19 protein-coding genes and 1 pseudogene are annotated in these 23820 nt (G+C 61.9%); 18 read left to right on the plus strand and 2 right to left on the minus strand.

Annotated features, from left to right (window positions below; all coding sequences use genetic code 11):
• The first annotated feature begins 89 nt into the window (after positions 1-89).
• From purB to aceA, 5 genes are all read left to right on the plus strand, one after another.
• Complete coding sequence (gene purB, locus BLU85_RS01715) at positions 90-1460, plus strand: adenylosuccinate lyase (protein WP_053123194.1); 1371 nt, start codon at positions 90-92, stop codon at positions 1458-1460.
• An 84-nt stretch (positions 1461-1544) separates the two neighbouring features.
• Positions 1545-2711 (plus strand): ribosomal protein uL16 3-hydroxylase, encoded by a 1167-nt coding sequence (locus tag BLU85_RS01720; protein WP_092196975.1) that lies wholly within the window; start codon positions 1545-1547, stop codon positions 2709-2711.
• Entirely contained in the window at positions 2704-3129 is a 426-nt protein-coding gene (locus tag BLU85_RS01725; protein WP_092196978.1) for a GNAT family N-acetyltransferase, read from the plus strand. The genes BLU85_RS01720 and BLU85_RS01725 overlap by 8 nt, the downstream gene beginning before the upstream one ends.
• Before the next feature lie 242 nt (positions 3130-3371).
• A complete protein-coding gene (locus tag BLU85_RS01730) occupies positions 3372-4133 on the plus strand; it encodes a secretin N-terminal domain-containing protein (RefSeq protein ID WP_092196981.1) in 762 nt (253 codons plus the stop codon).
• Between the two features lie 456 nt (positions 4134-4589).
• A complete protein-coding gene (gene aceA / locus BLU85_RS01735) occupies positions 4590-5915 on the plus strand; it encodes an isocitrate lyase (RefSeq protein WP_014337679.1) in 1326 nt (441 codons plus the stop codon).
• A 107-nt stretch (positions 5916-6022) separates the two neighbouring features.
• Here the strand turns inward: aceA and BLU85_RS31600 are convergent, their stop codons facing one another.
• Both BLU85_RS31600 and BLU85_RS31605 read right to left on the minus strand, forming a co-directional pair.
• On the minus strand, positions 6023-6940 hold the full coding sequence (locus BLU85_RS31600; RefSeq protein ID WP_371914225.1) for a methyl-accepting chemotaxis protein: 918 nt from the start codon (positions 6938-6940) through the stop codon (positions 6023-6025).
• Positions 6926-7945 (minus strand): annotated as a pseudogene (locus BLU85_RS31605) (methyl-accepting chemotaxis protein); the annotation flags it as partial. The pseudogene BLU85_RS31605 and the gene BLU85_RS31600, both read right to left, overlap by 15 nt.
• An 866-nt stretch (positions 7946-8811) precedes the next feature.
• Between BLU85_RS31605 and BLU85_RS01745 the strand changes: the two are divergent.
• The 13 genes from BLU85_RS01745 (at position 8812) to nuoN (ending at position 23757) form a co-directional block, all read left to right on the plus strand.
• Positions 8812-9225: an NADH-quinone oxidoreductase subunit A gene (locus tag BLU85_RS01745; protein WP_003203367.1), complete on the plus strand. Its 414-nt coding sequence runs from the start codon at positions 8812-8814 to the stop codon at positions 9223-9225.
• A 10-nt stretch (positions 9226-9235) separates the two neighbouring features.
• Positions 9236-9910, plus strand: coding sequence for a NuoB/complex I 20 kDa subunit family protein (locus tag BLU85_RS01750; protein ID WP_030141322.1), 675 nt, complete (start codon positions 9236-9238; stop codon positions 9908-9910).
• Between the two features lie 72 nt (positions 9911-9982).
• A complete protein-coding gene (gene nuoC, locus BLU85_RS01755; RefSeq protein WP_092196987.1) occupies positions 9983-11767 on the plus strand; it encodes an NADH-quinone oxidoreductase subunit C/D in 1785 nt (594 codons plus the stop codon).
• 2 nt (positions 11768-11769) lie between these two features.
• On the plus strand, positions 11770-12267 hold the full coding sequence (gene nuoE / locus BLU85_RS01760; RefSeq protein ID WP_092196990.1) for an NADH-quinone oxidoreductase subunit NuoE: 498 nt from the start codon (positions 11770-11772) through the stop codon (positions 12265-12267).
• Complete coding sequence (gene nuoF, locus BLU85_RS01765; RefSeq protein WP_092196993.1) at positions 12264-13622, plus strand: NADH-quinone oxidoreductase subunit NuoF; 1359 nt, start codon at positions 12264-12266, stop codon at positions 13620-13622. The genes nuoE and nuoF overlap by 4 nt, the downstream gene beginning before the upstream one ends.
• A 140-nt stretch (positions 13623-13762) precedes the next feature.
• Positions 13763-16477, plus strand: coding sequence for an NADH-quinone oxidoreductase subunit NuoG (gene nuoG, locus BLU85_RS01770; protein WP_092196995.1), 2715 nt, complete (start codon positions 13763-13765; stop codon positions 16475-16477).
• On the plus strand, positions 16474-17481 hold the full coding sequence (gene nuoH / locus BLU85_RS01775) for an NADH-quinone oxidoreductase subunit NuoH (protein WP_092196998.1): 1008 nt from the start codon (positions 16474-16476) through the stop codon (positions 17479-17481). The genes nuoG and nuoH overlap by 4 nt, the downstream gene beginning before the upstream one ends.
• A gap of 11 nt (positions 17482-17492) precedes the next feature.
• Positions 17493-18041, plus strand: a complete 549-nt coding sequence (gene nuoI, locus BLU85_RS01780; RefSeq protein WP_003180051.1) for an NADH-quinone oxidoreductase subunit NuoI — start codon at positions 17493-17495, stop codon at positions 18039-18041.
• Between the two features lie 9 nt (positions 18042-18050).
• The gene (gene nuoJ / locus BLU85_RS01785; RefSeq protein ID WP_003180049.1) at positions 18051-18551 is read left to right on the plus strand and encodes an NADH-quinone oxidoreductase subunit J; all 501 of its coding nucleotides are present in this window, start codon (positions 18051-18053) and stop codon (positions 18549-18551) included.
• A gap of 4 nt (positions 18552-18555) precedes the next feature.
• Positions 18556-18864: an NADH-quinone oxidoreductase subunit NuoK gene (gene nuoK / locus BLU85_RS01790; protein ID WP_003180046.1), complete on the plus strand. Its 309-nt coding sequence runs from the start codon at positions 18556-18558 to the stop codon at positions 18862-18864.
• Entirely contained in the window at positions 18861-20714 is a 1854-nt protein-coding gene (gene nuoL, locus BLU85_RS01795) for an NADH-quinone oxidoreductase subunit L (RefSeq protein ID WP_092197001.1), read from the plus strand. The genes nuoK and nuoL overlap by 4 nt, the downstream gene beginning before the upstream one ends.
• A 39-nt stretch (positions 20715-20753) precedes the next feature.
• Positions 20754-22286 carry an NADH-quinone oxidoreductase subunit M gene (nuoM, locus tag BLU85_RS01800; protein WP_092197004.1) on the plus strand — a complete coding sequence of 511 codons (1533 nt, stop codon included), beginning with the start codon at positions 20754-20756 and terminating at the stop codon, positions 22284-22286.
• A 7-nt stretch (positions 22287-22293) separates the two neighbouring features.
• Complete coding sequence (nuoN, locus tag BLU85_RS01805) at positions 22294-23757, plus strand: NADH-quinone oxidoreductase subunit NuoN (RefSeq protein WP_092197007.1); 1464 nt, start codon at positions 22294-22296, stop codon at positions 23755-23757.
• Positions 23758-23820 lie beyond the last annotated feature (63 nt).

Consider the following 23820-nt stretch of genomic DNA (forward strand, 5'->3'; position numbering starts at 1 on the left):
AGCACGCCGGTCAGTTGGCGACGGACCGGCACTTGTTTTCATGTATGATACGCGCCCCATTTCGTTGCCCGACTGTCCGAGAACACCCCATGCAGCTCTCTTCGCTCACTGCGGTTTCCCCTGTTGACGGCCGCTACGCCGGCAAAACCCAGGCCCTGCGCCCGATTTTCAGCGAGTACGGCCTGATCCGTGCCCGTGTCCTGGTTGAAGTGCGCTGGCTCCAGCGCCTGGCCGCCCACCCTGCCATCGGCGAAGTGCCGGCGTTTTCCGCCGAAGCCAACGCGGTGTTGAACGCGCTGGCAGAAAACTTTGTGCTGGAGCACGCCGAGCGCGTCAAAGAGATCGAGCGCACCACCAACCACGACGTCAAGGCCATCGAATACCTGCTCAAGGAGCAGGCGGCCAAGCTGCCGGAGCTGGCCAATGTCAGCGAGTTCATCCACTTTGCCTGCACCAGCGAGGACATCAACAACCTGTCCCACGCCCTGATGCTGCGCGAAGGCCGCGATGAGGTGATGCTGCCCCTGATGCGCCAGACCGCCCAAGCCATCCGCGAACTGGCGATCCGCTTCGCCGACGTGCCGATGCTGTCGCGTACCCACGGTCAACCGGCTTCGCCGACCACCCTGGGCAAGGAGCTGGCAAACGTGGTCTACCGCCTGGAGCGCCAGATCGCCCAAGTGGCCGCCGTGCCGCTGCTGGGCAAGATCAACGGCGCCGTGGGCAACTATAACGCCCACCTGTCGGCCTACCCGGACATCGACTGGGAAGCCAATGCCCGCGCCTTCATCGAAGACGAACTGGGCCTGAGCTTCAACCCGTACACCACCCAGATCGAACCGCACGATTACATCGCCGAACTGTTCGATGCGATCGCGCGCTTCAACACTATCCTGATCGACTTCGACCGTGACATCTGGGGCTACATCTCCCTGGGCTACTTCAAGCAGCGCACCATTGCCGGCGAAATCGGTTCTTCGACCATGCCGCACAAGGTCAACCCGATCGATTTCGAAAACTCCGAAGGCAACCTGGGCATCGCCAACGCGCTGTTCCAGCACCTGGCGAGCAAACTGCCGATCTCCCGCTGGCAGCGCGACCTGACCGACTCCACCGTGCTGCGCAACCTGGGCGTGGGCTTTGCCCATAGCGTCATTGCCTACGAAGCCAGCCTCAAGGGCATCAGCAAGCTGGAACTGAACGAGCAGAAGATCGCCGCCGACCTCGACGCTTGCTGGGAAGTTCTCGCCGAGCCAATCCAGACCGTGATGCGTCGCTACAACATCGAAAACCCGTATGAAAAGCTGAAAGAGCTGACCCGTGGCAAGGGCATCAGCCCTGAAGCGCTGCAGACTTTCATCGATGGCCTGGACATGCCTGCCGAGGCCAAGGCAGAGCTGAAGAAACTCACGCCGGCCAGCTACATCGGCAACGCGGCGGCGCAAGCCAAGCGCATCTGATCCACGGCCTTACCTTTGAGACGCCCGGCCGCGCCGGGCGTTTTTATTCGCGTCTGAAAAGTATATTTTTTCAATAGGTTACACATGAATCCTGATATTCCTCTGCAACTCCTGGGCGGCATCACGGCACGGGAATTCCTGCGCGACTACTGGCAGAAAAAACCCCTGCTGATCCGTCAGGCGATTCCTGATTTCCAAAGCCCGATCGACGCCGATGAACTGGCCGGCCTGGCCCTGGAAGAAGAAGTCGAATCGCGCCTGGTGATCGAACACGGCCAGACCCCTTGGGAAATGCGTCGCGGCCCGTTCGCCGAAGACGAATTCAGCAAGTTGCCGGAGCGCGAGTGGACCCTGCTGGTTCAGGCGGTCGATCAGTTCGTACCGGAAGTCAGCGAACTGCTGGAGAACTTCCGCTTCCTGCCGAGCTGGCGCATCGACGATGTGATGATCAGCTTCGCCGCCCCCGGTGGCAGCGTGGGTCCGCATTTCGATAACTATGACGTGTTCCTGCTGCAAGGCCATGGCCAGCGCAACTGGAAAATCGGCCAAATGTGCGACTCCGAAAGCCCGCTGCTGCAGCACGCCGACCTGCGCATCCTCGCCGACTTCGAAGCCACAGACGAGTGGACCCTGGCACCGGGCGACATGCTCTACCTGCCGCCGCGCCTGGCGCACTGCGGCGTGGCCGTGGACGACTGCATGACCTACTCGGTGGGTTTCCGTGCGCCAAGCGCCGCTGAAGTGCTGACCCACTTCACCGACTTCCTGAGCCAGTTCCTGCCGGACGAAGAACGCTACACCGACGCCGACGCGCGCCCGGTGACCGACCCGCACCAGATCCAGCAAGACGCCCTCGACCGCCTCAAGGGCCTGCTGGCCGAGCACATGAGCGACGAGCGCCTGCTGCTGACCTGGTTCGGCCAGTTCATGACCGAGCCGCGCTACCCGGAACTGGTGGTGGGTCCGGAAATGGAAGATGACGAGCTGTTGGCCGGCCTGGAGCAAGGCGCAGTGATCATCCGCAACCCAAGCGCCCGCCTGGCCTGGTCGGAAGTCGACGACGACCTGTTGCTGTTCGCCAGCGGCCAGAGCCGTTATCTGCCGGGCAAGCTGCGCGAACTGCTGAAAATGATCTGCGCCGCCGACGCCCTGCACAGCGAAAACCTCGGCCCGTGGCTGGCCGACGAAGACGGTCGCAGCCTGATCTGCGAGCTGGTCAAGCAAGGCAGCCTGGGGTTCGCCGATGAATAAAATTCACGTTCGTGTCGCAGACTGGCAAAAGGATAACGCCGAGATCCGGCGCATTCGTGAGACCGTGTTCATCGCCGAGCAATCCGTCCCGCCCGAGCTGGAATGGGATGCCGACGACCAGGGCGCGGTGCATTTCCTGGCGTTTGAAGGCGATTTCCCCATCGGCACCGCGCGCCTGTTGACCGACGGCCACATCGGCCGTGTCTCGGTCCTCAAGGACTGGCGCGGCCTGAAGGTGGGCGATGCGTTGATGCACGCCGTGATCGCCGAAGCCGAGAAACGCGGGCTCGAGCAACAAATGCTCAGCGCCCAGGTGCATGCCACGCCGTTCTACGAGCGGCTGGGTTTTGCAGTGGTCAGCGAGGAGTTCCTGGAAGCCGGGATTCCCCATGTGGACATGGTGCGGCGCTCGGCCTGAAACCGCAGCGCGGCCATCGCGAGCAAGCTCGCTCCCACAGGAGGCCGGCGGTGAACCTATGATTCATATACGCCTGCCTCCCATGTGGGAGCGAGCTTGCTCGCGATGAGGCCCTCAAGCCTTACCAAAAAACGCCCCGCCATCCCCCGATGCCGGGGCGTTTTGCCGTCTACCATTCAACTTGCCCCACCCCGGGCCGACAAACTGGCAATATCAAGCCTTTGTCTCGCGGAGAAATGGACATGCCTCTACGCACCCTCCTGGTCACCCTGCTGCTCGGTTGCAGCCTGTCGGTCATGGCCGACACGCAAATCGTGCCGCTGAACTACCGCACCAGCGCCGACCTGTTGCCGGTGGCGCAGAATTTCATCGGCAAGGACGGCCAGGTCAGCGCCTACGGCAACCAACTGATCGTCAACGCCGAGCCCGGCAAAATCGAAGAACTCCGGCAATTCCTGGCCCAATTGGACACCGCGCCCAAGCGCCTGCTGATCACGGTCGATACCAACGAAAACAACCTCCAGGGCGACCAGGGTTACTCGATCAACGGTGCCGCCCCCAGCCAGACCCGCATCATCAACCGCAGCACCGCCAGCCGCGACGGCGGCGTACAGCAGGTGCAGGCCAGTGAAGGCCAGCCGGCGCTGATCCAGGTAGGCCAGAGCGTGCCGTTCACCAGCAGCCAGACCGACAACTATGGCCGGATGCAAAGCCAGACCGAATACCGCAACGTCACCCAGGGTTTCTATGTGACTGCGAGCGTCACCGGCGACACCGTCCACCTGAACATCAGTACCAACCGTGACCGCATGAGCCAGGAGCGTCCCGATGTAGTGAACGTTCAGAGTACCGACACAACTGTCAGCGGACGCCTCGGCGAATGGATCACCCTGGCCGGCGTGAATCGCCAGACTCAGGCCGACAAACAGGGCCTGACCCGCAGCTACTCGACCCAGGGCCGCGACGACATGATTTTGCGGGTCAAGGTCGACACCCTGAACTGAAGCACCAAAAACTGACTGATGAGTCGTATTAGACCAAAGATGTAGTGCTATAAAAAAAGCACTACAAAACGTTTGACGAGCCAAAAAACCGAAGGCATGATGGCCTCGCTCCCGCTAATCAGGGGCCCTGGCAAGGGCCTTCGGGTCGACGCTTGCAACTACCCTGCGAGCCGATTCGTGTCTGTACCGCCCATAAGGTGTGTTTGACGAGGTTGCGACTGGAACGAAGTTGTCCCGAGGGACGGAAGCGTAACTAGGTAACCCGGCATCACTCTGAGTTCGTATTGAAGGCCCACGACGCCCGAATGCGCCCGCAGTTCGCCCCTACCTGCTCACTTTCCCCTCGAGCCCATCGTTCATCCCGTCGCCGCCTCGCCTGAACCGACTTGTACGCCAACCCCCGGTCGGCAGGAGCAGGAATTTTCCACCAAGACCTATGCGACGAGGTTTATCTCCATGGCACTGACACGCGAACAGCAAATTGCAGCCCTTGAAAAAGACTGGGCTGAAAACCCGCGCTGGAAAGGCGTGAAGCGCAATTATTCCGCTGCTGACGTCGTCCGTCTGCGTGGCTCGGTTCAACCTGAGCACACCTTTGCGAAAATGGGCGCCGAGAAGCTGTGGAACCTGGTCACCCAGGGCGCCAAGCCAGCCTTCCGTCCCGAGAAAGATTTCGTCAACTGCATGGGCGCCCTGACCGGCGGCCAGGCTGTGCAGCAAGTCAAGGCGGGCATCCAGGCAATCTACCTGTCGGGCTGGCAAGTGGCTGCGGACAACAACTCCGCCGAGTCGATGTACCCCGACCAGTCGCTGTACCCGGTGGATTCGGTTCCAACCGTGGTCAAGCGCATCAACAACTCGTTCCGTCGCGCCGACCAGATCCAGTGGAAAGCCGGCAAGAACCCGGGCGACGAAGGCTACATCGACTACTTCGCACCGATCGTGGCTGACGCCGAAGCCGGTTTCGGCGGCGTTCTGAACGCCTACGAGCTGATGAAGAGCATGATCGAAGCAGGCGCCGCCGGCGTTCACTTCGAAGACCAACTGGCCTCGGTGAAGAAATGCGGCCACATGGGCGGCAAGGTTCTGGTTCCAACCCAGGAAGCCGTGCAGAAGCTGACGGCTGCTCGCCTGGCCGCCGACGTTGCCGGTGTACCGACCATCATCCTGGCCCGTACCGACGCCAACGCCGCTGACCTGCTGACCTCCGACTGCGACCCGTACGACCAGCCGTTCGTGACCGGTACCCGCACCCAGGAAGGCTTCTACAAGGTGCGCGCCGGTCTCGACCAGGCCATCGCCCGTGGCCTGGCCTACGCGCCGTACGCCGACCTGATCTGGTGCGAAACCGCCAAGCCGGACCTGGACGAAGCCCGTCGCTTCGCCGAAGCGATCAAGAAGGAATACCCGGACCAACTGCTGTCGTACAACTGCTCGCCTTCCTTCAATTGGAAGAAAAACCTGGACGACGCGACCATCGCCAAGTTCCAGCGCGAGCTGTCCGCCATGGGCTACAAGCACCAGTTCATCACCCTGGCCGGTATCCACAACATGTGGCACAGCATGTTCAACCTGGCGCACGACTACGCCCGCAACGACATGACCGCCTACGTGAAACTGCAAGAGCAGGAGTTCGCCGATGCCGCCAAGGGCTACACCTTCGTGGCTCACCAGCAGGAAGTGGGCACCGGTTACTTCGACGACATGACCACCGTGATCCAGGGCGGCACTTCGTCGGTGACCGCACTGACCGGCTCCACCGAAGAAGAACAGTTCCACTGATTCACACGCTTGCCTCGAGTAAGCGGCCCTTGCGGACCGGATAAAAACTAACCGCAAAGCCGACGATCTGAAGCCCCGACTGGTTCGGGGCTTTTTTTTGCCGGTTTTTACACTTTGAAGTGACTGACCAACTGCTGCAACTGGTTACCCAGGCGCGCCAGCTCGATGCTGGAGGCTGCGGTTTCTTCGCTGGCCGAAGCGGTCTGTTCGGATACATCGCGTACGCTCAGGATACTGCGGCTGATGTCCTCGGCCACCGAGCTTTGTTGTACCGCGGCAGCGGCAATCTGCTGATTCATGGCCTGGATACCGGAAACCGCCTGGGTGATGTTGCCCAGGGAGATGCCAGCCTTGCCGGCCAGTTCCACGCTGCTGTCGGTCAGTTCGCGGCTGTTTCGCATGATACTCGACACCTGGCGTGTGCCGTTCTGCAGGCCCGCCACCAGGCTTTCAATCTCTTCGGTGGAATGCTGGGTACGCTGGGCCAGCCCACGCACTTCGTCGGCGACCACGGCAAAACCGCGTCCGGCGTCACCCGCGCGGGCGGCCTCGATGGCGGCGTTAAGGGCCAACAAGTTGGTCTGCTCGGCCACCGCCTTGATCACGTCCATGATCTTGCCGATGCGCGCGCTTTCATGTTCCAACTCATCCATGGCGTCGACGGAGCGCCCGACTTCGCCGGCCAAACGCTCGATCTGAACGATGGCCTGCGCGACCACCTGATCGCCGATACGGGCCTGTGCATCGGCCTCCGATGCGGCAGTGCAAGCCTGTTCGGCATTACGCGCGACTTCATGCACGGTGGCCGACATTTCGTGCATGGCGGTGGCCACCTGGTCGGTCTCGGTCTTCTGACTGTTGACCCCGGCACTGGTCTGCTCGGTGACGGCCGATAACTCTTCGGCGGCGCTGGCGATTTGGGTGACGCCATCGCGGATGCCACCGATCAGGTCGCGCAACGTGGTGCCCATGCGCTGGATGCCTTGCTGCAGGACACCCAGTTCATCACCACGGGTCACGACCATGTCTTGCGTAAGGTCCCCTGCTGCGATGCGATCGACCACCGCCAATGTGTCCTGCAACGGCCGCGTAATCTGGCGGGTGATGATCATGGCCGCAAGAATTCCCAACAGCATCGCCAAGGCCGTGCAGCTCAGTTGCAGGATGCGGGCCTGGGCGCTGTCTTCGTCGCGGGAGACCAGTTGGCTGGCATACATTTCGTCAGACAGGCGGGTGATGGTGTCACCCAAATCGATGGTGTCCTGCACGGCCTTGCCAATGGCCTGGTTACTGGCGGTGAAGTCCTGCACCGAACGACGGTAAGCAATCAGTGCGGTTTCCAGCTGCTTGATGGTGTCGGCATAGGTCGGGCCGAAAGCGCTGTTGAGGGTTTCGATGCCCTTGAGGGTATTTTCGAGCTGGCGGGTGGCGGCTTGTTCGGTGGTGCTGTTGGGGTTGCCGGTGTAGCCACGCACCTCATAACGCACCAGCGCCACGTCCTCCTTGGCCTTGAGGATGATCCTGTACAACTCGAAACGGCGCTCATCCGAGGCAGGCATTGCTTCTACGTCATTGATGACCTTGGCAATCAGCGCGGCGCCCTTGACCGCATTGACGCCCATCTCCTTGCGCATGGCTGCGTCATTGCGATACGCCTCGCGCATCGTATTCAGTGCCACTTGATACTGCTTGCTGGCCTGCTCGATCAACGCAAGTTTTTTCAGGTTTTCAGGTTTTTTCAACTCGTTCGCAAGGCTTTTCTGCTTGGCGACAAACTGCTCCAGCGACGCCTGGATCAATGCCCCCTTTTGTTCATCGCCCTTGTCCAGCTGGTATTGCAAACGAGCCCTGCGCAGGTGATCAAGACGGTCGCCGAGTTCGGTAATGCTGGTCATTCGATCAGTGCGCTCGACCATTTTTCCCAGGCTGAACCAGCCGGTGGCGGCAAGGATAGCGGTCAGAAGCAGCACAACGGCGAAACCCAAAGCCAACTTGAGCATGACGCTCATATTCGCGAACCAAGAATTCATGACATTCCTTTGGTAATCAGCCGCGAACGATGGGAACTGACGCAGCTATCTATGAAGGGGAGCGATTGTCTAATCAATATTGATATAGATGATTAGATGAGCGAGCGGCAAAGATAGCTATTTGCCATCAATCCTTCAAGGCTCTAGGCCAAGCCTCTTGCCGATTTTTTTGCTGGCAAAGGGGTTTCGCTTGAACGCGCTGATCACCGGCCACAGGTTTTGCGCTGGCTCAACTGATCGACATCGATCCGACGACCGCGGCTTTTTTCACCCGTTTTCTTTGAAGCAACCTACGCTGTTAGAGCAAGCCTGCATCTGTGGGAGTCGGGCTTGGCCGCAATGCACGATAAGGCAGTCTGCCTCGGGACCGCGTTGCCGGCATCGCGAGCAAGCCTGGCTCCCACGGGAGCAGTCCCCATGCAGATCCAACCCTCACCGAGCCCTTCCCTTCGGCGCACCGATAGAAAAATTGATCGAACGCAGCATTGGGCAGTCCGAAAAGGAGTAAAACGTCCGAGGCTGACAATTGCAGTAGCGACGATGTAAGACAGCCGTTCAGACACGACACTAAGTGCACTGTAGAAAAGGCCGACACAGATAATAATAATTATCATTTGGAAGTCGTTATCATTGTTACATTCCGCACGAAATATTATTGATCAATAGCCGGCCAACGCCCACGGGGCCGGGGCCGCAGGGTCCTGGAGGCAAGCTATGTCCTTATTCCAATAAATAATTTCGCTATAGGAATTTTACTTGCCCGGTGTTTAGCCATAAAATCACCGCGATTGATTGCTGCGACATATCGTCACTGCGTTATTTCATTCAAGCTCAGAGACCTTTGCTCTCTGTTAAGGATTTCCAGCATGTCCGAAGCGACAGGACTCATGGCCCACAATTGGGGCTTTGCCATTTTCCTTCTGGGCGTTGTTGGCCTGTGTGCTTTCATGCTCGGTGTGTCGAGCCTGCTTGGGTCAAAAGCCTGGGGCCGCAGCAAAAATGAACCGTTCGAGTCCGGCATGCTGCCTACCGGTGGCGCCCGCTTGCGGCTCTCAGCCAAATTCTATCTGGTCGCGATGCTGTTCGTGATCTTCGATATCGAAGCCCTCTTTCTCTTTGCATGGTCTGTGTCCGTCCGCGAAAGCGGCTGGACCGGATTCGTCGAAGCGCTCGTTTTCATAGCAATTCTGTTGGCAGGTCTTGTCTACCTTTACCGGGTGGGGGCACTTGATTGGGCTCCGGAAGCTCGGCGCAAGCGGCAAGCGAAGCTGAAACAATGAGGCTTTGGCAATGCAATACAATCTCACCAGGATCGACCCCGATGCTCCTAACGAGCAGTATCCGATTGGCAAGCGGGAAACCGTCGCCGATCCGTTAGAAGATCAAGTCCACAAGAACATCTTCATGGGCAAGCTCGAAGACGTGCTGAACAGCACGGTCAACTGGGGTCGCAAGAACTCCCTGTGGCCGTACAACTTCGGCCTTTCGTGCTGCTACGTGGAAATGACCACCGCCTTCACGGCGCCCCACGACATCGCGCGCTTTGGCGCCGAGGTGATCCGGGCATCGCCACGCCAGGCGGATTTCATGGTTATCGCCGGTACCTGCTTCATCAAGATGGCGCCGATCATCCAGCGTCTCTACGAGCAAATGCTCGAGCCCAAGTGGGTCATCTCCATGGGTTCGTGCGCCAACTCCGGTGGCATGTACGACATCTACTCTGTCGTTCAAGGGGTGGACAAGTTCCTGCCCGTGGACGTCTACGTGCCCGGCTGCCCGCCTCGCCCTGAAGCTTTCCTGCAAGGCTTGATGCTGTTGCAGGAGTCGATTGGCCAGGAGCGTCGCCCACTGTCCTGGGTCGTTGGCGATCAAGGCGTCTATCGCGCCGAGATGCCGTCGCAAAAGGAACAGCGCCGCGAACAGCGTATCGCAGTCACCAACCTGCGCAGCCCCGACGAAGTCTGATCCAGCTCTGCTCTGTACAAGAAACGAGAACCTGGCTTCATTCTTTACGTTGACCGAAAGCGATAAATAACCATGACTACAGGCAGTGCTCTGTACATCCCGCCTTACAAGGCAGACGACCAGGATGTGGTCGTCGAACTGAACAACCGTTTTGGCCCCGAGGCGTTCACCGCCCAGCCGACCCGTACCGGCATGCCGGTGCTTTGGGTCGCCCGTGCCAAACTCGTCGAAGTCCTGACTTTCCTGCGCAACCTGCCCAAGCCGTACGTCATGCTCTATGACCTGCACGGCGTGGACGAGCGCCTGCGCACCAAGCGTCAAGGGCTGCCCGACGGCGTCGATTTCACCGTGTTCTATCACTTGATGTCGATCGAGCGTAATAGTGACGTAATGATCAAGGTCGCCTTGTCCGAGAGCGACCTCAGCGTGCCGACCGTGACCGGCATCTGGCCGAACGCCAACTGGTACGAGCGTGAAGTGTGGGACATGTTCGGGATCGATTTCCCCGGCCACCCGCACCTGTCGCGCATCATGATGCCACCGACCTGGGAAGGTCACCCGCTGCGCAAGGACTTCCCGGCCCGTGCCACCGAGTTCGACCCGTTCAGCCTGTCCCTGGCCAAGCAACAGCTCGAGGAAGAAGCCGCGCGCTTCAAGCCTGAAGACTGGGGCATGAAGCGTTCGGGCGCCAACGAGGACTACATGTTCCTCAACCTGGGCCCGAACCACCCTTCGGCCCACGGTGCGTTCCGCATCATCCTGCAACTGGACGGCGAAGAGATCGTCGACTGCGTGCCGGACATCGGCTACCACCACCGTGGCGCCGAGAAAATGGCCGAGCGCCAGTCCTGGCACAGCTTCATCCCGTACACCGACCGTATCGACTACCTCGGCGGCGTGATGAACAACCTGCCGTACGTACTGTCGGTGGAGAAACTGGCCGGGATCAAGGTCCCGGAGAAGGTCGACGTCATCCGCATCATGATGGCCGAGTTCTTCCGCATCACCAGCCACCTGCTGTTCCTGGGTACCTATATCCAGGACGTGGGGGCGATGACGCCGGTGTTCTTCACCTTCACCGACCGCCAGAAGGCCTACACGGTGATCGAAGCCATCACCGGTTTCCGCCTGCACCCGGCCTGGTACCGCATCGGTGGCGTGGCCCACGACCTGCCGCGCGGCTGGGAAAAGCTGGTCAAGGACTTCGTCGAGTGGATGCCCAAGCGCCTGGACGAATACACCAAGGCCGCCCTGCAGAACAGCATCCTCAAGGGTCGTACCATCGGGGTCGCCGCCTACAACACCAAGGAGGCCCTGGAATGGGGCGTCACCGGTGCCGGCCTGCGTTCCACCGGTTGCGACTTCGACCTGCGCAAGGCGCGCCCCTACTCCGGCTACGAAAACTTCGAGTTCGAAGTCCCGCTGGCGGCCAACGGTGACGCCTACGACCGTTGCATGGTGCGCGTCGAGGAAATGCGCCAGAGCATCAAGATCATCGACCAATGCCTGCGCAACATGCCGGAAGGCCCGTACAAGGCGGATCACCCGCTGACCACGCCGCCGCCCAAAGAGCGCACGCTGCAGCACATCGAGACCCTGATCACGCACTTCCTGCAGGTTTCGTGGGGCCCGGTCATGCCGGCCAACGAATCCTTCCAGATGATCGAAGCGACCAAGGGCATCAACAGTTATTACCTGACGAGCGATGGCGGCACCATGAGCTACCGCACCCGGATTCGCACCCCAAGCTACCCGCACCTGCAGCAGATCCCTTCGGTGATCAAGGGCAGCATGGTCGCGGACTTGATCGCGTACCTGGGTAGTATCGATTTCGTTATGGCCGACGTGGACCGCTAAGCATGAACAGCACGCTTATCCAGACTGACCGTTTCGCCCTGAGCGAAACCGAGCGCTCGGCCATCGAGCACGAGCTGCATCACTACGAAGACCCGCGCGCGGCGTCGATCGAAGCCCTGAAGATCGTCCAGAAGGAACGTGGCTGGGTGCCCGACGGCGCGCTCTACGCCATCGGCGAGATCCTCGGCATCCCGGCCAGCGACGTCGAAGGCGTCGCCACCTTCTATAGCCAGATTTTCCGCCAGCCAGTGGGCCGTCACATCATTCGCGTCTGCGACAGCATGGTTTGCTACATCGGCGGCCACGAATCGGTGGTCGGCGAGCTCCAGAGCAAGCTGGGCATCGGCCTGGGCCAGACCACCGCCGACGGCCGCTTCACCCTGCTGCCGGTGTGCTGCCTGGGTAACTGCGACAAGGCTCCGGCGCTGATGATCGATGACGACACCTTCGGTGACGTCAAGCCAGATGGCGTCGCCAAACTGCTGGAGGGCTACGTATGACCCTGACTTCCTTCGGGCCCGCCAACCGCATCCAGCGTTCGGCCGAAACCCATCCCCTGACCTGGCGTCTGCGTGACGACGGCGAAGCGGTGTGGCTGGACGAGTACCAGGCCAAGAACGGCTACGCCGCCGCGCGCAAGGCGTTCGCCGACATGGCCGGCGACGACATCGTCCAGACCGTGAAAGACTCCGGCCTCAAGGGCCGTGGCGGCGCGGGCTTCCCCACGGGCGTGAAGTGGGGCCTGATGCCCAAGGACGAATCCATCAACATCCGCTACCTGCTGTGCAACGCGGATGAAATGGAACCCAACACCTGGAAAGACCGCATGTTGATGGAGCAACTGCCCCATCTGCTGATCGAGGGCATGCTGATCAGCGCCCGTGCGCTGAAGACCTACCGAGGCTACATCTTCCTGCGTGGCGAATACACCACCGCCGCCAAGCACCTGAACCGTGCCGTGGAAGAAGCCAAGGCCGCGGGCCTGCTGGGCAAGAACATCCTGGGCAGCGGCTTCGATTTCGAGCTGTTCGTCCACACCGGCGCCGGGCGCTACATCTGCGGTGAAGAAACCGCGCTGATCAACTCCCTGGAAGGCCGCCGCGCCAACCCGCGCTCCAAGCCGCCCTTCCCTGCCGCCGTGGGTGTGTGGGGCAAGCCGACCTGCGTGAACAACGTCGAGACCCTGTGCAACGTGCCGGCGATCATTGCCGACGGCGTGGACTGGTACAAATCCCTGGCCCGCGACGGCAGCGAAGACATGGGCACCAAGCTCATGGGCTTCTCCGGCAAGGTCAAGAACCCTGGCCTGTGGGAACTGCCGTTCGGCATCACCGGTCGCGAGCTGTTCGAAGACTACGCCGGCGGCATGCGCGACGGCTACACGCTCAAGTGCTGGCAGCCCGGCGGCGCCGGTACCGGTTTCCTGTTGCCGGAACACCTGGACGCACAAATGTACGCCGGCGGCATCGCCAAGGTGGGCACCCGCATGGGGACCGGCCTGGCCATGGCGGTGGACGACAGCGTCAACATGGTGTCGCTGCTGCGCAACATGGAAGAATTCTTTTCCCGTGAGTCGTGCGGCTTCTGCACCCCTTGCCGCGACGGCCTGCCGTGGAGCGTCAAGCTGCTGCGGGCCATTGAAAACGGCGAAGGCCAGGCCGGCGACATCGAGACCCTGCTGGGTCTGGTGGGCTTCCTCGGCCCAGGCAAGACCTTCTGTGCTCACGCACCGGGTGCCGTGGAGCCGTTGGGCAGCGCGATCAAATACTTCCGCCCTGAATTCGAGGCCGGCATCGCGCCAACGCGCGCCGGAGACCTCAATCAGGTGGTCACGCCGACCATGGTCGGCGCGTAACGACGCTTTAAAAGGCGAAGGGTCCGTGCCCTTCGCCTTTCGTCCGATGACGCCTTTACCCAGGCTGTTTGGATTCGGACGAACAACAAGATTCCATTAGCCACGCCCGCTGACACCGGGCCAACGAAGAACTTTGAACCATGGCCACTATCCACGTAGACGGCAAAGAGCTCGAAGTCGATGGCGCAGACAACCTGTTACAGGCATGTCTGTCGCTGGGCCTCGACATTCCTTATTTCTGCTGGCACCCCGCCCTTGGCAGCGTTGGCGCTTGTCGCCAGTGCGCGGTCAAGCAGTACACCGACGAAAACGACAAGCGTGGTCGGATCGTCATGTCCTGCATGACCCCCGCCACCGACGGCAGCTGGATCTCCATCGACGACGAAGAGGCGAAAGTGTTTCGCGCCAGCGTCGTCGAATGGCTGATGACCAACCACCCTCACGACTGCCCGGTCTGTGAGGAAGGCGGCCACTGCCACCTGCAAGACATGACGGTGATGACCGGCCACAACGAGCGTCGCTATCGCTTCACCAAGCGCACCCACCAGAACCAGGACCTCGGCCCGTTCATTTCCCACGAGATGAACCGCTGCATCGCCTGCTACCGTTGCGTGCGTTTCTACAAGGACTACGCCGGCGGCACCGACCTGGGCGTGTTCGGTGCCCACGACAACGTGTACTTCGGTCGCGTCGAAGACGGCACCCTGGAAAGCGAGTTCTCCGGCAACCTCACCGAGGTCTGTCCGACCGGTGTGTTCACCGACAAGACTCACTCCGAGCGCTACAACCGCAAGTGGGACATGCAGTTCTCGCCGAGCATCTGCCATGGCTGCTCCAGCGGCTGCAACATTTCCCCGGGCGAGCGCTACGGTGAACTGCGGCGCATCGAAAACCGCTTCAACGGCTCGGTCAACCAGTACTTCCTGTGTGACCGTGGCCGTTTCGGCTATGGCTACGTCAACCGCAAGGATCGCCCACGCCAACCGCAGCTGGCGGGCGGCGCCAAGCTGAACCTGGACGAAGCGCTGGACAAGGCCGCCGAGCTGCTGCGCGGGCGCAACATCGTCGGCATCGGTTCGCCACGGGCCAGCCTGGAAAGCAACTACGCCCTGCGTGAACTGGTCGGCGCCGAGCACTTCTACAGTGGCATCGAAGCCGGCGAGCTGGAACGCATCCGCCTGGTGCTGCAGGTGCTCAAGGACAGCCCGCTGCCGGTGCCGACGATGCGCGACATCGAAGACCACGACGCGGTGTTCGTCCTTGGCGAAGACCTGACCCAGACCGCCGCCCGCATGGCCCTGGCCCTGCGCCAATCGGTCAAGGGCAAGGCCGAGGACATGGCCGACGCCATGCGCGTGCAGCCATGGCTCGACGCCGCCGTGAAGAACATCGGCCAGCACGCGCTGAACCCGCTGTTCATCGCCAGCCTCGCTGAAACCAAGCTCGACGACGTCGCCGAAGAATGCGTCCACGCCGCTCCGGACGACCTGGCCCGCATCGGTTTCGCCGTGGCCCACGCCCTGGACGCCAGCGCCCCGGCCGTCGACGGCCTGGACAGCGAAGCGGCCGCCCTGGCCCAACGCATCGCCGACGCCCTGCTGGCGGCCAAGCGCCCATTGATCATCGCCGGCACCTCCCTGGGCTCCAAGGCCTTGATCGAAGCCGCCGCCAACATCGCCAAGGCCTTGAAACTGCGCGAGAAGAACGGTTCCATCAGCCTGATCGTGCCGGAAGCCAACAGCCTCGGCCTGGCCATGCTCGGTGGCGAATCGGTGGACGCGGCCCTGCAAGCGGTGATCGACGGCAGTGCCGACGCCATCGTCGTGCTGGAAAACGATCTCTACACCCGCACCGACAAAGCCCGCGTGGACGCCGCCCTGAACGCCGCGAAAGTGGTGATCGTCGCCGACCACCAGAAAACCGCCACCACCGACCGCGCCCACCTGGTGCTGCCGGCGGCGAGCTTCGCCGAAGGCGACGGTACGCTGGTCAGCCAGGAAGGCCGCGCCCAGCGCTTCTTCCAAGTGTTCGATCCGACTTACCTGGACGCCAGCATCCTGGTCCACGAAGGCTGGCGCTGGCTGCACGCCCTGCGCTCGACCCTGCTGAACCAGCCGGTGGACTGGACGCAACTGGACCATGCCACCGCTGCCTGCGCCGAGAGCAACCCGCAACTGGCGCGCATCGTCGATGCCGCCCCGTCGGCTTCGTTCCGCATCAAAGGCCTGAAACTGGCGCGCGAACCGCTGCGCTACAGTGGCCGTACCGCTATGCGCGCAAATATCAGCGTCCACGAACCGCGCACCTCCCAGGACACGGATACCGCGTTCTCGTTCTCCATGGAAGGTTACTCGGGCTCCGCCGAACCGCGCTCGCAAGTGCCGTTCGCCTGGTCCCCGGGCTGGAACTCGCCGCAAGCCTGGAACAAGTTCCAGGACGAAGTGGGTGGTCACCTGCGTGCTGGCGACCCGGGCACCCGCCTGATCGAAAGCCAGGGCGATGGCCTGAGCTGGTTCGCCAGCGTGCCACGCGCCTTCAACCCGGCACCGGGCACCTGGCAGGTCGTGCCGTTCCATCACCTGTTCGGCAGCGAAGAGAACTCTTCCAAGGCCGCACCGGTGCAGGAACGCATCCCGGCCGCCTACGTGGCGCTGGCCAAGTCCGAAGCCGACCGCCTGGGCGTCAATGACGGCGCCCTGCTGAGCCTGAACGTGGCCGGTCAGACCCTGCGTCTGCCGCTGCGCATCAATGAAGAACTGGGCGCCGGCCTGGTGGCCCTGCCGGCCGGCCTGGCGGGCATTCCACCGGCGATATTCGGCAAAACCGTCGACGGTCTGCAGGAGGCAGCGCAATGAGCTGGTTCACCCCTGAAGTGATCGATGTGATCCTGACGGTCCTCAAGGCCATCGTGATCCTGCTGGCCGTGGTGGTCTGCGGGGCACTGCTGAGCTTCGTCGAACGTCGCTTGCTGGGCTGGTGGCAGGACCGCTACGGTCCGAACCGCGTCGGCCCGTTCGGCATGTTCCAGATCGCCGCCGACATGATCAAGATGTTCTTCAAGGAAGACTGGACGCCACCGTTCGCCGACAAGGTGATCTTCACCCTGGCACCGGTCGTGGCCATGAGTGCCTTGCTGATCGCCTTCGCGATCATCCCGATCACTCCGACCTGGGGCGTGGCGGACCTGAACATCGGCCTGCTGTTCTTCTTCGCCATGGCCGGCCTGTCGGTGTACGCGGTGCTGTTCGCCGGCTGGTCGAGCAACAACAAGTTCGCCCTGCTGGGCAGCCTGCGGGCCTCGGCCCAGACCGTGTCCTACGAAGTGTTCATGGGCCTGGCGCTCATGGGCATCGTGATCCAGGCCGGCTCGTTCAACATGCGCGACATCGTCGAGTACCAGGCCCAGAACCTGTGGTTCATCATTCCGCAGTTCTTCGGTTTCTGTACCTTCTTCATCGCTGGCGTGGCCGTGACTCACCGTCACCCCTTCGACCAGCCGGAAGCGGAGCAGGAACTGGCCGACGGTTACCACATTGAATATGCCGGCATGAAATGGGGCATGTTCTTCGTCGGTGAGTACATCGGCATCATCCTGATCTCGGCGCTGCTGGTGACGCTGTTCTTCGGTGGCTGGCACGGTCCGTTCGGCATCCTGCCGCAACTGTCCTTCGTCTGGTTCGCCCTGAAGACCGCGTTCTTCATCATGCTGTTCGTCCTGCTGCGCGCCTCGATCCCGCGCCCACGCTACGACCAGGTGATGGATTTCAGCTGGAAATTCTGCCTGCCGCTGACCCTGATCAATATGCTGGTGACCGCAGCGATCGTTTTGATGAACGCGCCAGCGGCCGCGGTTCAGTGAGGATTTGACCCATGTTCAAATATATTGGCGACATCGTTAAGGGTACCGGTACCCAACTGCGAAGCCTGGTCATGATCTTCGGCCATGGCTTTCGCAAGCGCGACACCCTGCAATACCCGGAAGAACCGGTCTACCTGGCCCCCCGTTACCGTGGCCGCATCGTCCTGACCCGCGACCCCGACGGCGAGGAGCGCTGCGTGGCCTGCAACCTGTGCGCCGTGGCGTGCCCGGTGGGTTGCATCTCGCTGCAGAAAGCTGAAACCGAAGACGGTCGCTGGTACCCGGACTTCTTCCGCATCAACTTCTCGCGCTGCATTTTCTGCGGCCTCTGCGAGGAAGCCTGCCCGACCACCGCGATCCAGCTCACGCCGGATTTCGAAATGGCCGAGTTCAAACGTCAGGACCTGGTGTACGAGAAAGAAGATCTGCTGATTTCCGGTCCCGGTAAAAACCCTGATTACAACTTCTATCGTGTTGCAGGTATGGCCATTGCCGGTAAGCCAAAAGGCGCCGCGCAGAACGAAGCCGAACCGATCAACGTGAAGAGCTTGCTGCCTTAAGGAAGAAAGATGGAATTCGCTTTCTATTTCGCATCGGGTATCGCGGTGGTGTCCACGCTTCGTGTGGTCACCAATACCAATCCCGTGCACGCCCTGCTCTACCTGATCATTTCGCTGATCGCCGTGGCCATGACCTTCTTCGCCCTCGGCGCGCCGTTCGCCGGTGCCCTGGAAGTGATCGCCTACGCTGGCGCCATCATGGTGCTGTTCGTGTTCGTGGTGATGATGCTCAACCTCGGCCCGGCCGCGGTCCAGCAGGAACGCTCCTGGCTCAAGCCCGGCATCTGGGCGGGACCTGTGATCCTGTCCGCCCTGCTGCTGGGTGAACTGCTGTATGTGCTGTTCGCTCACCAGAGCGGCCAGGCCATCGGCCACACCACCGTAGGCGCCAAGGCCGTGGGCATCAGCCTGTTCGGTCCGTACCTGCTGGTGGTCGAACTCGCCTCGATGCTGCTGCTTGCCGCAGCCGTCACGGCGTTCCATTTGGGCCGTAACGAGGCGAAGGAGTAATCACATGCCTGCTATCCCTCTCGAACATGGCCTGGCGGTTGCCGGCATCCTGTTCTGTCTCGGTCTGGTCGGCCTGATGGTCCGCCGCAACATCCTGTTCGTGTTGATGAGCCTGGAGGTCATGATGAATGCCTCCGCCCTGGCCTTCATCGTCGCGGGCGCTCGCTGGGCGCAGCCGGATGGACAGATCATGTTCATCCTGGTGATCAGCCTGGCAGCCGCCGAGGCCAGTATCGGCCTGGCGATCCTGTTGCAGCTGTATCGCCGCTTCCACACTCTCGATATTGACGCTGCCAGCGAGATGCGCGGATGAACCTTCTCTTCCTGACTTTCATATTTCCTCTTGTCGGTTTCCTGCTGCTGTCGTTCTCCCGTGGACGCTGGTCGGAAAACCTGTCGGCGCTGGTTGGCGTGGGCTCCATCGGCCTGTCTGCCATCGTCACGGCCTACGTGATCTGGCAATTCAACGTCGCCCCGCCGGAAGGTGGCCGGTACGTGCAAGTGCTGTGGCAGTGGATGGCGGTGGAAGGCTTCACGCCGAACTTCGCCCTGTACCTGGACGGTCTCTCGGTCACCATGCTCGGCGTGGTGGTCGGCGTGGGGTTCCTGATCCACCTGTTCGCGTCCTGGTACATGCGCGGTGAAGCCGGTTATTCGCGCTTCTTCGCCTACACCAACCTGTTCATCGCCAGCATGCTGTTCCTGGTGCTCGGCGATAACCTGTTGTTCCTGTACTTCGGCTGGGAAGGCGTGGGCCTGTGCTCGTACCTGTTGATCGGTTTCTACTACAGCAACCGCAACAACGGCAACGCGGCACTCAAGGCGTTCATCGTGACCCGGATCGGCGACGTGTTCATGGCCATCGGCCTGTTCATCCTGTTCCAGCAACTGGGCACGCTGAATATCCAGGAACTGCTGGTCAAGGCACCCGAGCACTTCAAGGTCGGTGACTTCTGGATCGTCCTGGCGACCCTGCTGCTGCTGGGCGGTGCCGTCGGTAAATCCGCGCAACTGCCGCTGCAGACCTGGCTGGCGGACGCGATGGCCGGCCCTACGCCGGTCTCGGCCCTGATTCACGCCGCGACCATGGTGACCGCCGGTGTCTACCTGATCGCCCGTACCCACGGCCTGTTCGCCCTGGCGCCGGACATCCTGCACCTGGTCGGCATTGTCGGCGGTGTGACCCTGGTGCTGGCCGGTTTTGCCGCCCTGGTGCAGACCGACATCAAGCGCATCCTCGCCTACTCGACCATGAGCCAGATCGGCTACATGTTCCTGGCCCTGGGCGTCGGTGCCTGGGAAGGCGCGATCTTCCACCTGATGACCCACGCCTTCTTCAAGGCCCTGCTATTCCTGGCGTCCGGTGCGGTGATCGTGGCCTGCCACCACGAGCAGAACATCTTCAAGATGGGCGGCCTGTGGAAGAAGCTGCCGCTGGCCTACGCCAGTTTCATCGTCGGCGGCGCGGCCCTGGCGGCCCTGCCACTGGTCACCGCCGGTTTCTACTCCAAGGACGAGATCCTCTGGGAAGCGTTCGCCAGCGGTAACCAAGGCCTGCTCTATGCCGGCCTGGTGGGTGCGTTCATGACCTCGCTGTACACCTTCCGCCTGATCTTCATCGCATTCCACGGTGAAGCCAAGACCGAAGCCCACGCCGGCCACGGCATTGCCCATTGGCTGCCACTGTCGGTGCTGATCGTGCTGTCGACCTTCGTCGGCGCCCTGATCACTCCACCGCTGGCCGATGTGCTGCCGCAAAGCGTCGGCCATGCCGGCGGCGAAGCCAAGCACAGCCTGGAAATCGCCTCCGGCGCCATCGCCCTGGCGGGTATCCTGCTGGCCGCCCTGCTGTTCCTGGGCAAGCGTCGTTTCGTCACGGCGGTCGCCAACAGCGGCATCGGGCGGTTCCTTTCGGCCTGGTGGTTCGCCGCCTGGGGCTTCGACTGGATCTACGACAAACTGTTCGTCAAGCCATACCTTGCGATCAGCCACATTCTGCGCAAAGACCCGCTCGACCAGACCATTGGCCTGATCCCGCGCATGGCCAAGGGCGGCCACACCGCCCTGAGCCGTACCGAGACCGGTCAATTGCGTTGGTATGCGGCTTCCATGGCGGCTGGCGCCGTGCTGGTTATCGGCGCCATCGTGCTGGTAGCGGTCTGATATGAACCTTGCGAACTTGCGAAAGGAAACGAGCCCGTCATGATTCTGCCCTGGCTAATCCTGATCCCCTTCATCGGCGGCCTGCTGTGCTGGATCGCGGAGCGCTCCAGCTCCACGCTCCCGCGCTGGATTGCGCTGCTGACCATGTCCCTGGAACTCGCGCTCGGCCTCTGGCTGTGGGCGACCGGCGACTATTCATTCGCTCCGGCCCCTGGCGCCGATCCGACCTGGGCACTTGAGTTCAAGCACGCCTGGATCGCGCGCTTCGGCATCAGCGTGCACCTGGCCCTCGACGGCCTGTCGTTGCTGATGATCCTGCTGACCGGCCTGTTGGGTATTCTCTCGGTCCTCTGCTCCTGGAAAGAGATCCAGCGTCACGTCGGTTTCTTCCACCTGAACCTGATGTGGATCCTGGGCGGCGTCGTCGGCGTGTTCCTGGCGCTGGACCTGTTCATGTTCTTCTTCTTCTGGGAAATGATGCTGGTGCCGATGTACTTCCTCATCGCGCTCTGGGGTCACAGTTCTTCGGACGGCAAGAAGACCCGGATCTACGCGGCGACCAAGTTCTTCATCTTCACCCAGGCTTCCGGCCTGATCATGTTGGTGGCGATCCTTGGCCTGGTGCTGGTCAACTTCAACAACACCGGCGTGATTACCTTCAACTACGCCGACCTGTTGAAAGTGCAGATGTCGCGCACCACCGAGTACGTGCTGATGCTGGGCTTCTTCATCGCGTTCGCGGTGAAGCTGCCGGTGGTGCCGTTCCACTCCTGGCTGCCGGACGCCCACGCCCAGGCGCCGACCGCCGGTTCCGTGGACCTGGCGGGTATCTTGCTGAAGACTGCGGCCTACGGCCTGCTGCGCTTTGCCTTGCCGCTGTTCCCCAATGCCTCGGCGGAGTTCGCGCCGATTGCCATGACCCTGGGCCTGATCGGGATTTTCTACGGTGCGTTCCTGGCGTTCGCCCAGACCGACATCAAGCGCCTGATCGCGTTCTCCAGCGTTTCGCACATGGGCTTCGTGCTGATCGGGATCTATTCCGGCAGCCAGCTGGCCCTGCAAGGCGCGGTGATCCAGATGCTCGCCCACGGTCTGTCGGCCGCCGCACTGTTTATTCTCAGCGGTCAGTTGTACGAGCGCCTGCACACCCGGGACATGCGTGAAATGGGTGGCGTCTGGTCGCGCATCGCCTACCTGCCGGCCATCAGCCTGTTCTTCGCAGCCGCGTCCCTGGGCTTGCCGGGCACCGGCAACTTCGTCGGCGAGTTCCTGATCCTGATCGGCTCGTTCGTCAGTGCGCCTTGGATCACGGCGATTGCCACCTCTGGCCTGGTGTTCGGTTCGGTCTACTCGCTGATCATGATCCACCGCGCCTACTTCGGTCCGGCCAAGTCGGATGAAGTGTTGCGTGGCATGGACGGTCGCGAACTGATCATGGTGCTCGGCCTTGCGGTGCTGCTGGTTTACCTCGGCGTGTACCCGCAACCGTTCCTCGACACCTCTGCCGCCACGATGCATGGCGTGCAGCAGTGGCTCGGCACTGCCTTCTCTCAACTCGCTTCGGCCCGGTAAGAGCGCTATGGAATTCACGATTCAACACTTTATCGCGCTTGCGCCGCTGTTGATCACCAGCGCCACGATCATCGTGGTGATGCTGGCGATCGCCTGGCGGCGCAATCACTCGCAGACCTTCCTGCTGTCGGTGGCGGGGCTGAACCTGGCCCTGCTGTCGATTTTGCCGGCCCTGAAAGTCGCGCCACTGGCGGTCACGCCGCTGATGCAGATCGACAGCTTCGCCTGCCTCTACATGGCGTTGATCCTGGTCGCCACCCTGGCCTGCGTCACCCTCGCCCACGCCTACCTCGGCGATGGCGGCTCGGGTTACCCGGGCAACCGCGAAGAACTGTACCTGCTGATCCTGATGGCCGCCGCCGGTGGCCTGGTGCTGGTCAGCTCGCAGCACCTGGCCAGCCTGTTCATCGGCCTGGAACTGCTGTCGGTACCGGTCTACGGCCTGGTGGCCTACGCCTTCTTCAACAAGCGTTCCCTGGAAGCCGGCATCAAGTACATGGTGCTGTCGGCGGCCGGTTCCGCGTTCCTGTTGTTCGGCATGGCCCTGCTCTACGCCGAAGCCGGCACCCTGAGCTTCGTCGGCATCGGCCAGGCCCTGGCGGCCACCGGCCTGCCTAGTCCGATCGCGCAACTGGGCCTGGGCATGATGCTGATCGGCCTGGCGTTCAAGCTGTCGCTGGTACCGTTCCACCTCTGGACCCCGGACGTCTACGAAGGCGCCCCGGCGCCGGTGGCGGCGTTCCTGGCCACCGCGTCGAAAGTGGCGGTGTTCGCGGTCATGGTGCGGCTGTTCCAGATCTCGCCTGTGGCCAGCAGCGGTGTACTGAGCAACGTGCTGACCCTCATCGCCATCGCGTCGATCCTGTTCGGTAACCTGCTGGCACTGACCCAGAGCAACCTCAAGCGTCTGCTGGGTTACTCGTCCATCGCCCACTTCGGGTACCTGCTGATCGCCCTGATCGCCAGCAAGGGCCTGGCCGTGGAAGCCATCGGCGTGTACCTGGTGACCTACGTGATCACCAGCCTCGGCGCCTTCGGCGTGATCACCCTGATGTCCTCGCCGTACAACGGCCGCGACGCCGACGCCCTGTACGAATACCGCGGCCTGTTCTGGCGCCGTCCGTACCTGACCGCCGTGCTGACCGTGATGATGCTGTCCCTGGCCGGCATCCCGCTGACCGCCGGCTTCATCGGCAAGTTCTACATCATCGCCACCGGCGTCGAGGCTCACCAATGGTGGCTGGTCGGTTCCCTGGTGCTGGGCAGTGCCATCGGCGTGTTCTACTACCTGCGCGTGATGGTCACCTTGTACCTGATGGAACCGAACCTGCGTCGTCACGATGCCGAGTTGCACTGGGAACAGAAGGCAGGCGGCGTGATGCTGCTGGCCATCGCCGTGTTGGCGTTCTTCCTTGGCGTGTACCCGCAGCCGTTGCTGACCCTGGTTCAGCAAGCGGGCTTGACGGGCTGATCGCCCAAGCGTCGTAACCACTGAAAATGCCCGTATCGCGAGATACGGGCATTTTTTTTGGCT

This window comes from Pseudomonas sp. NFACC14 (genome assembly GCF_900106885.1).
Lineage (GTDB): Bacteria > Pseudomonadota > Gammaproteobacteria > Pseudomonadales > Pseudomonadaceae > Aquipseudomonas > Aquipseudomonas fluorescens_AA.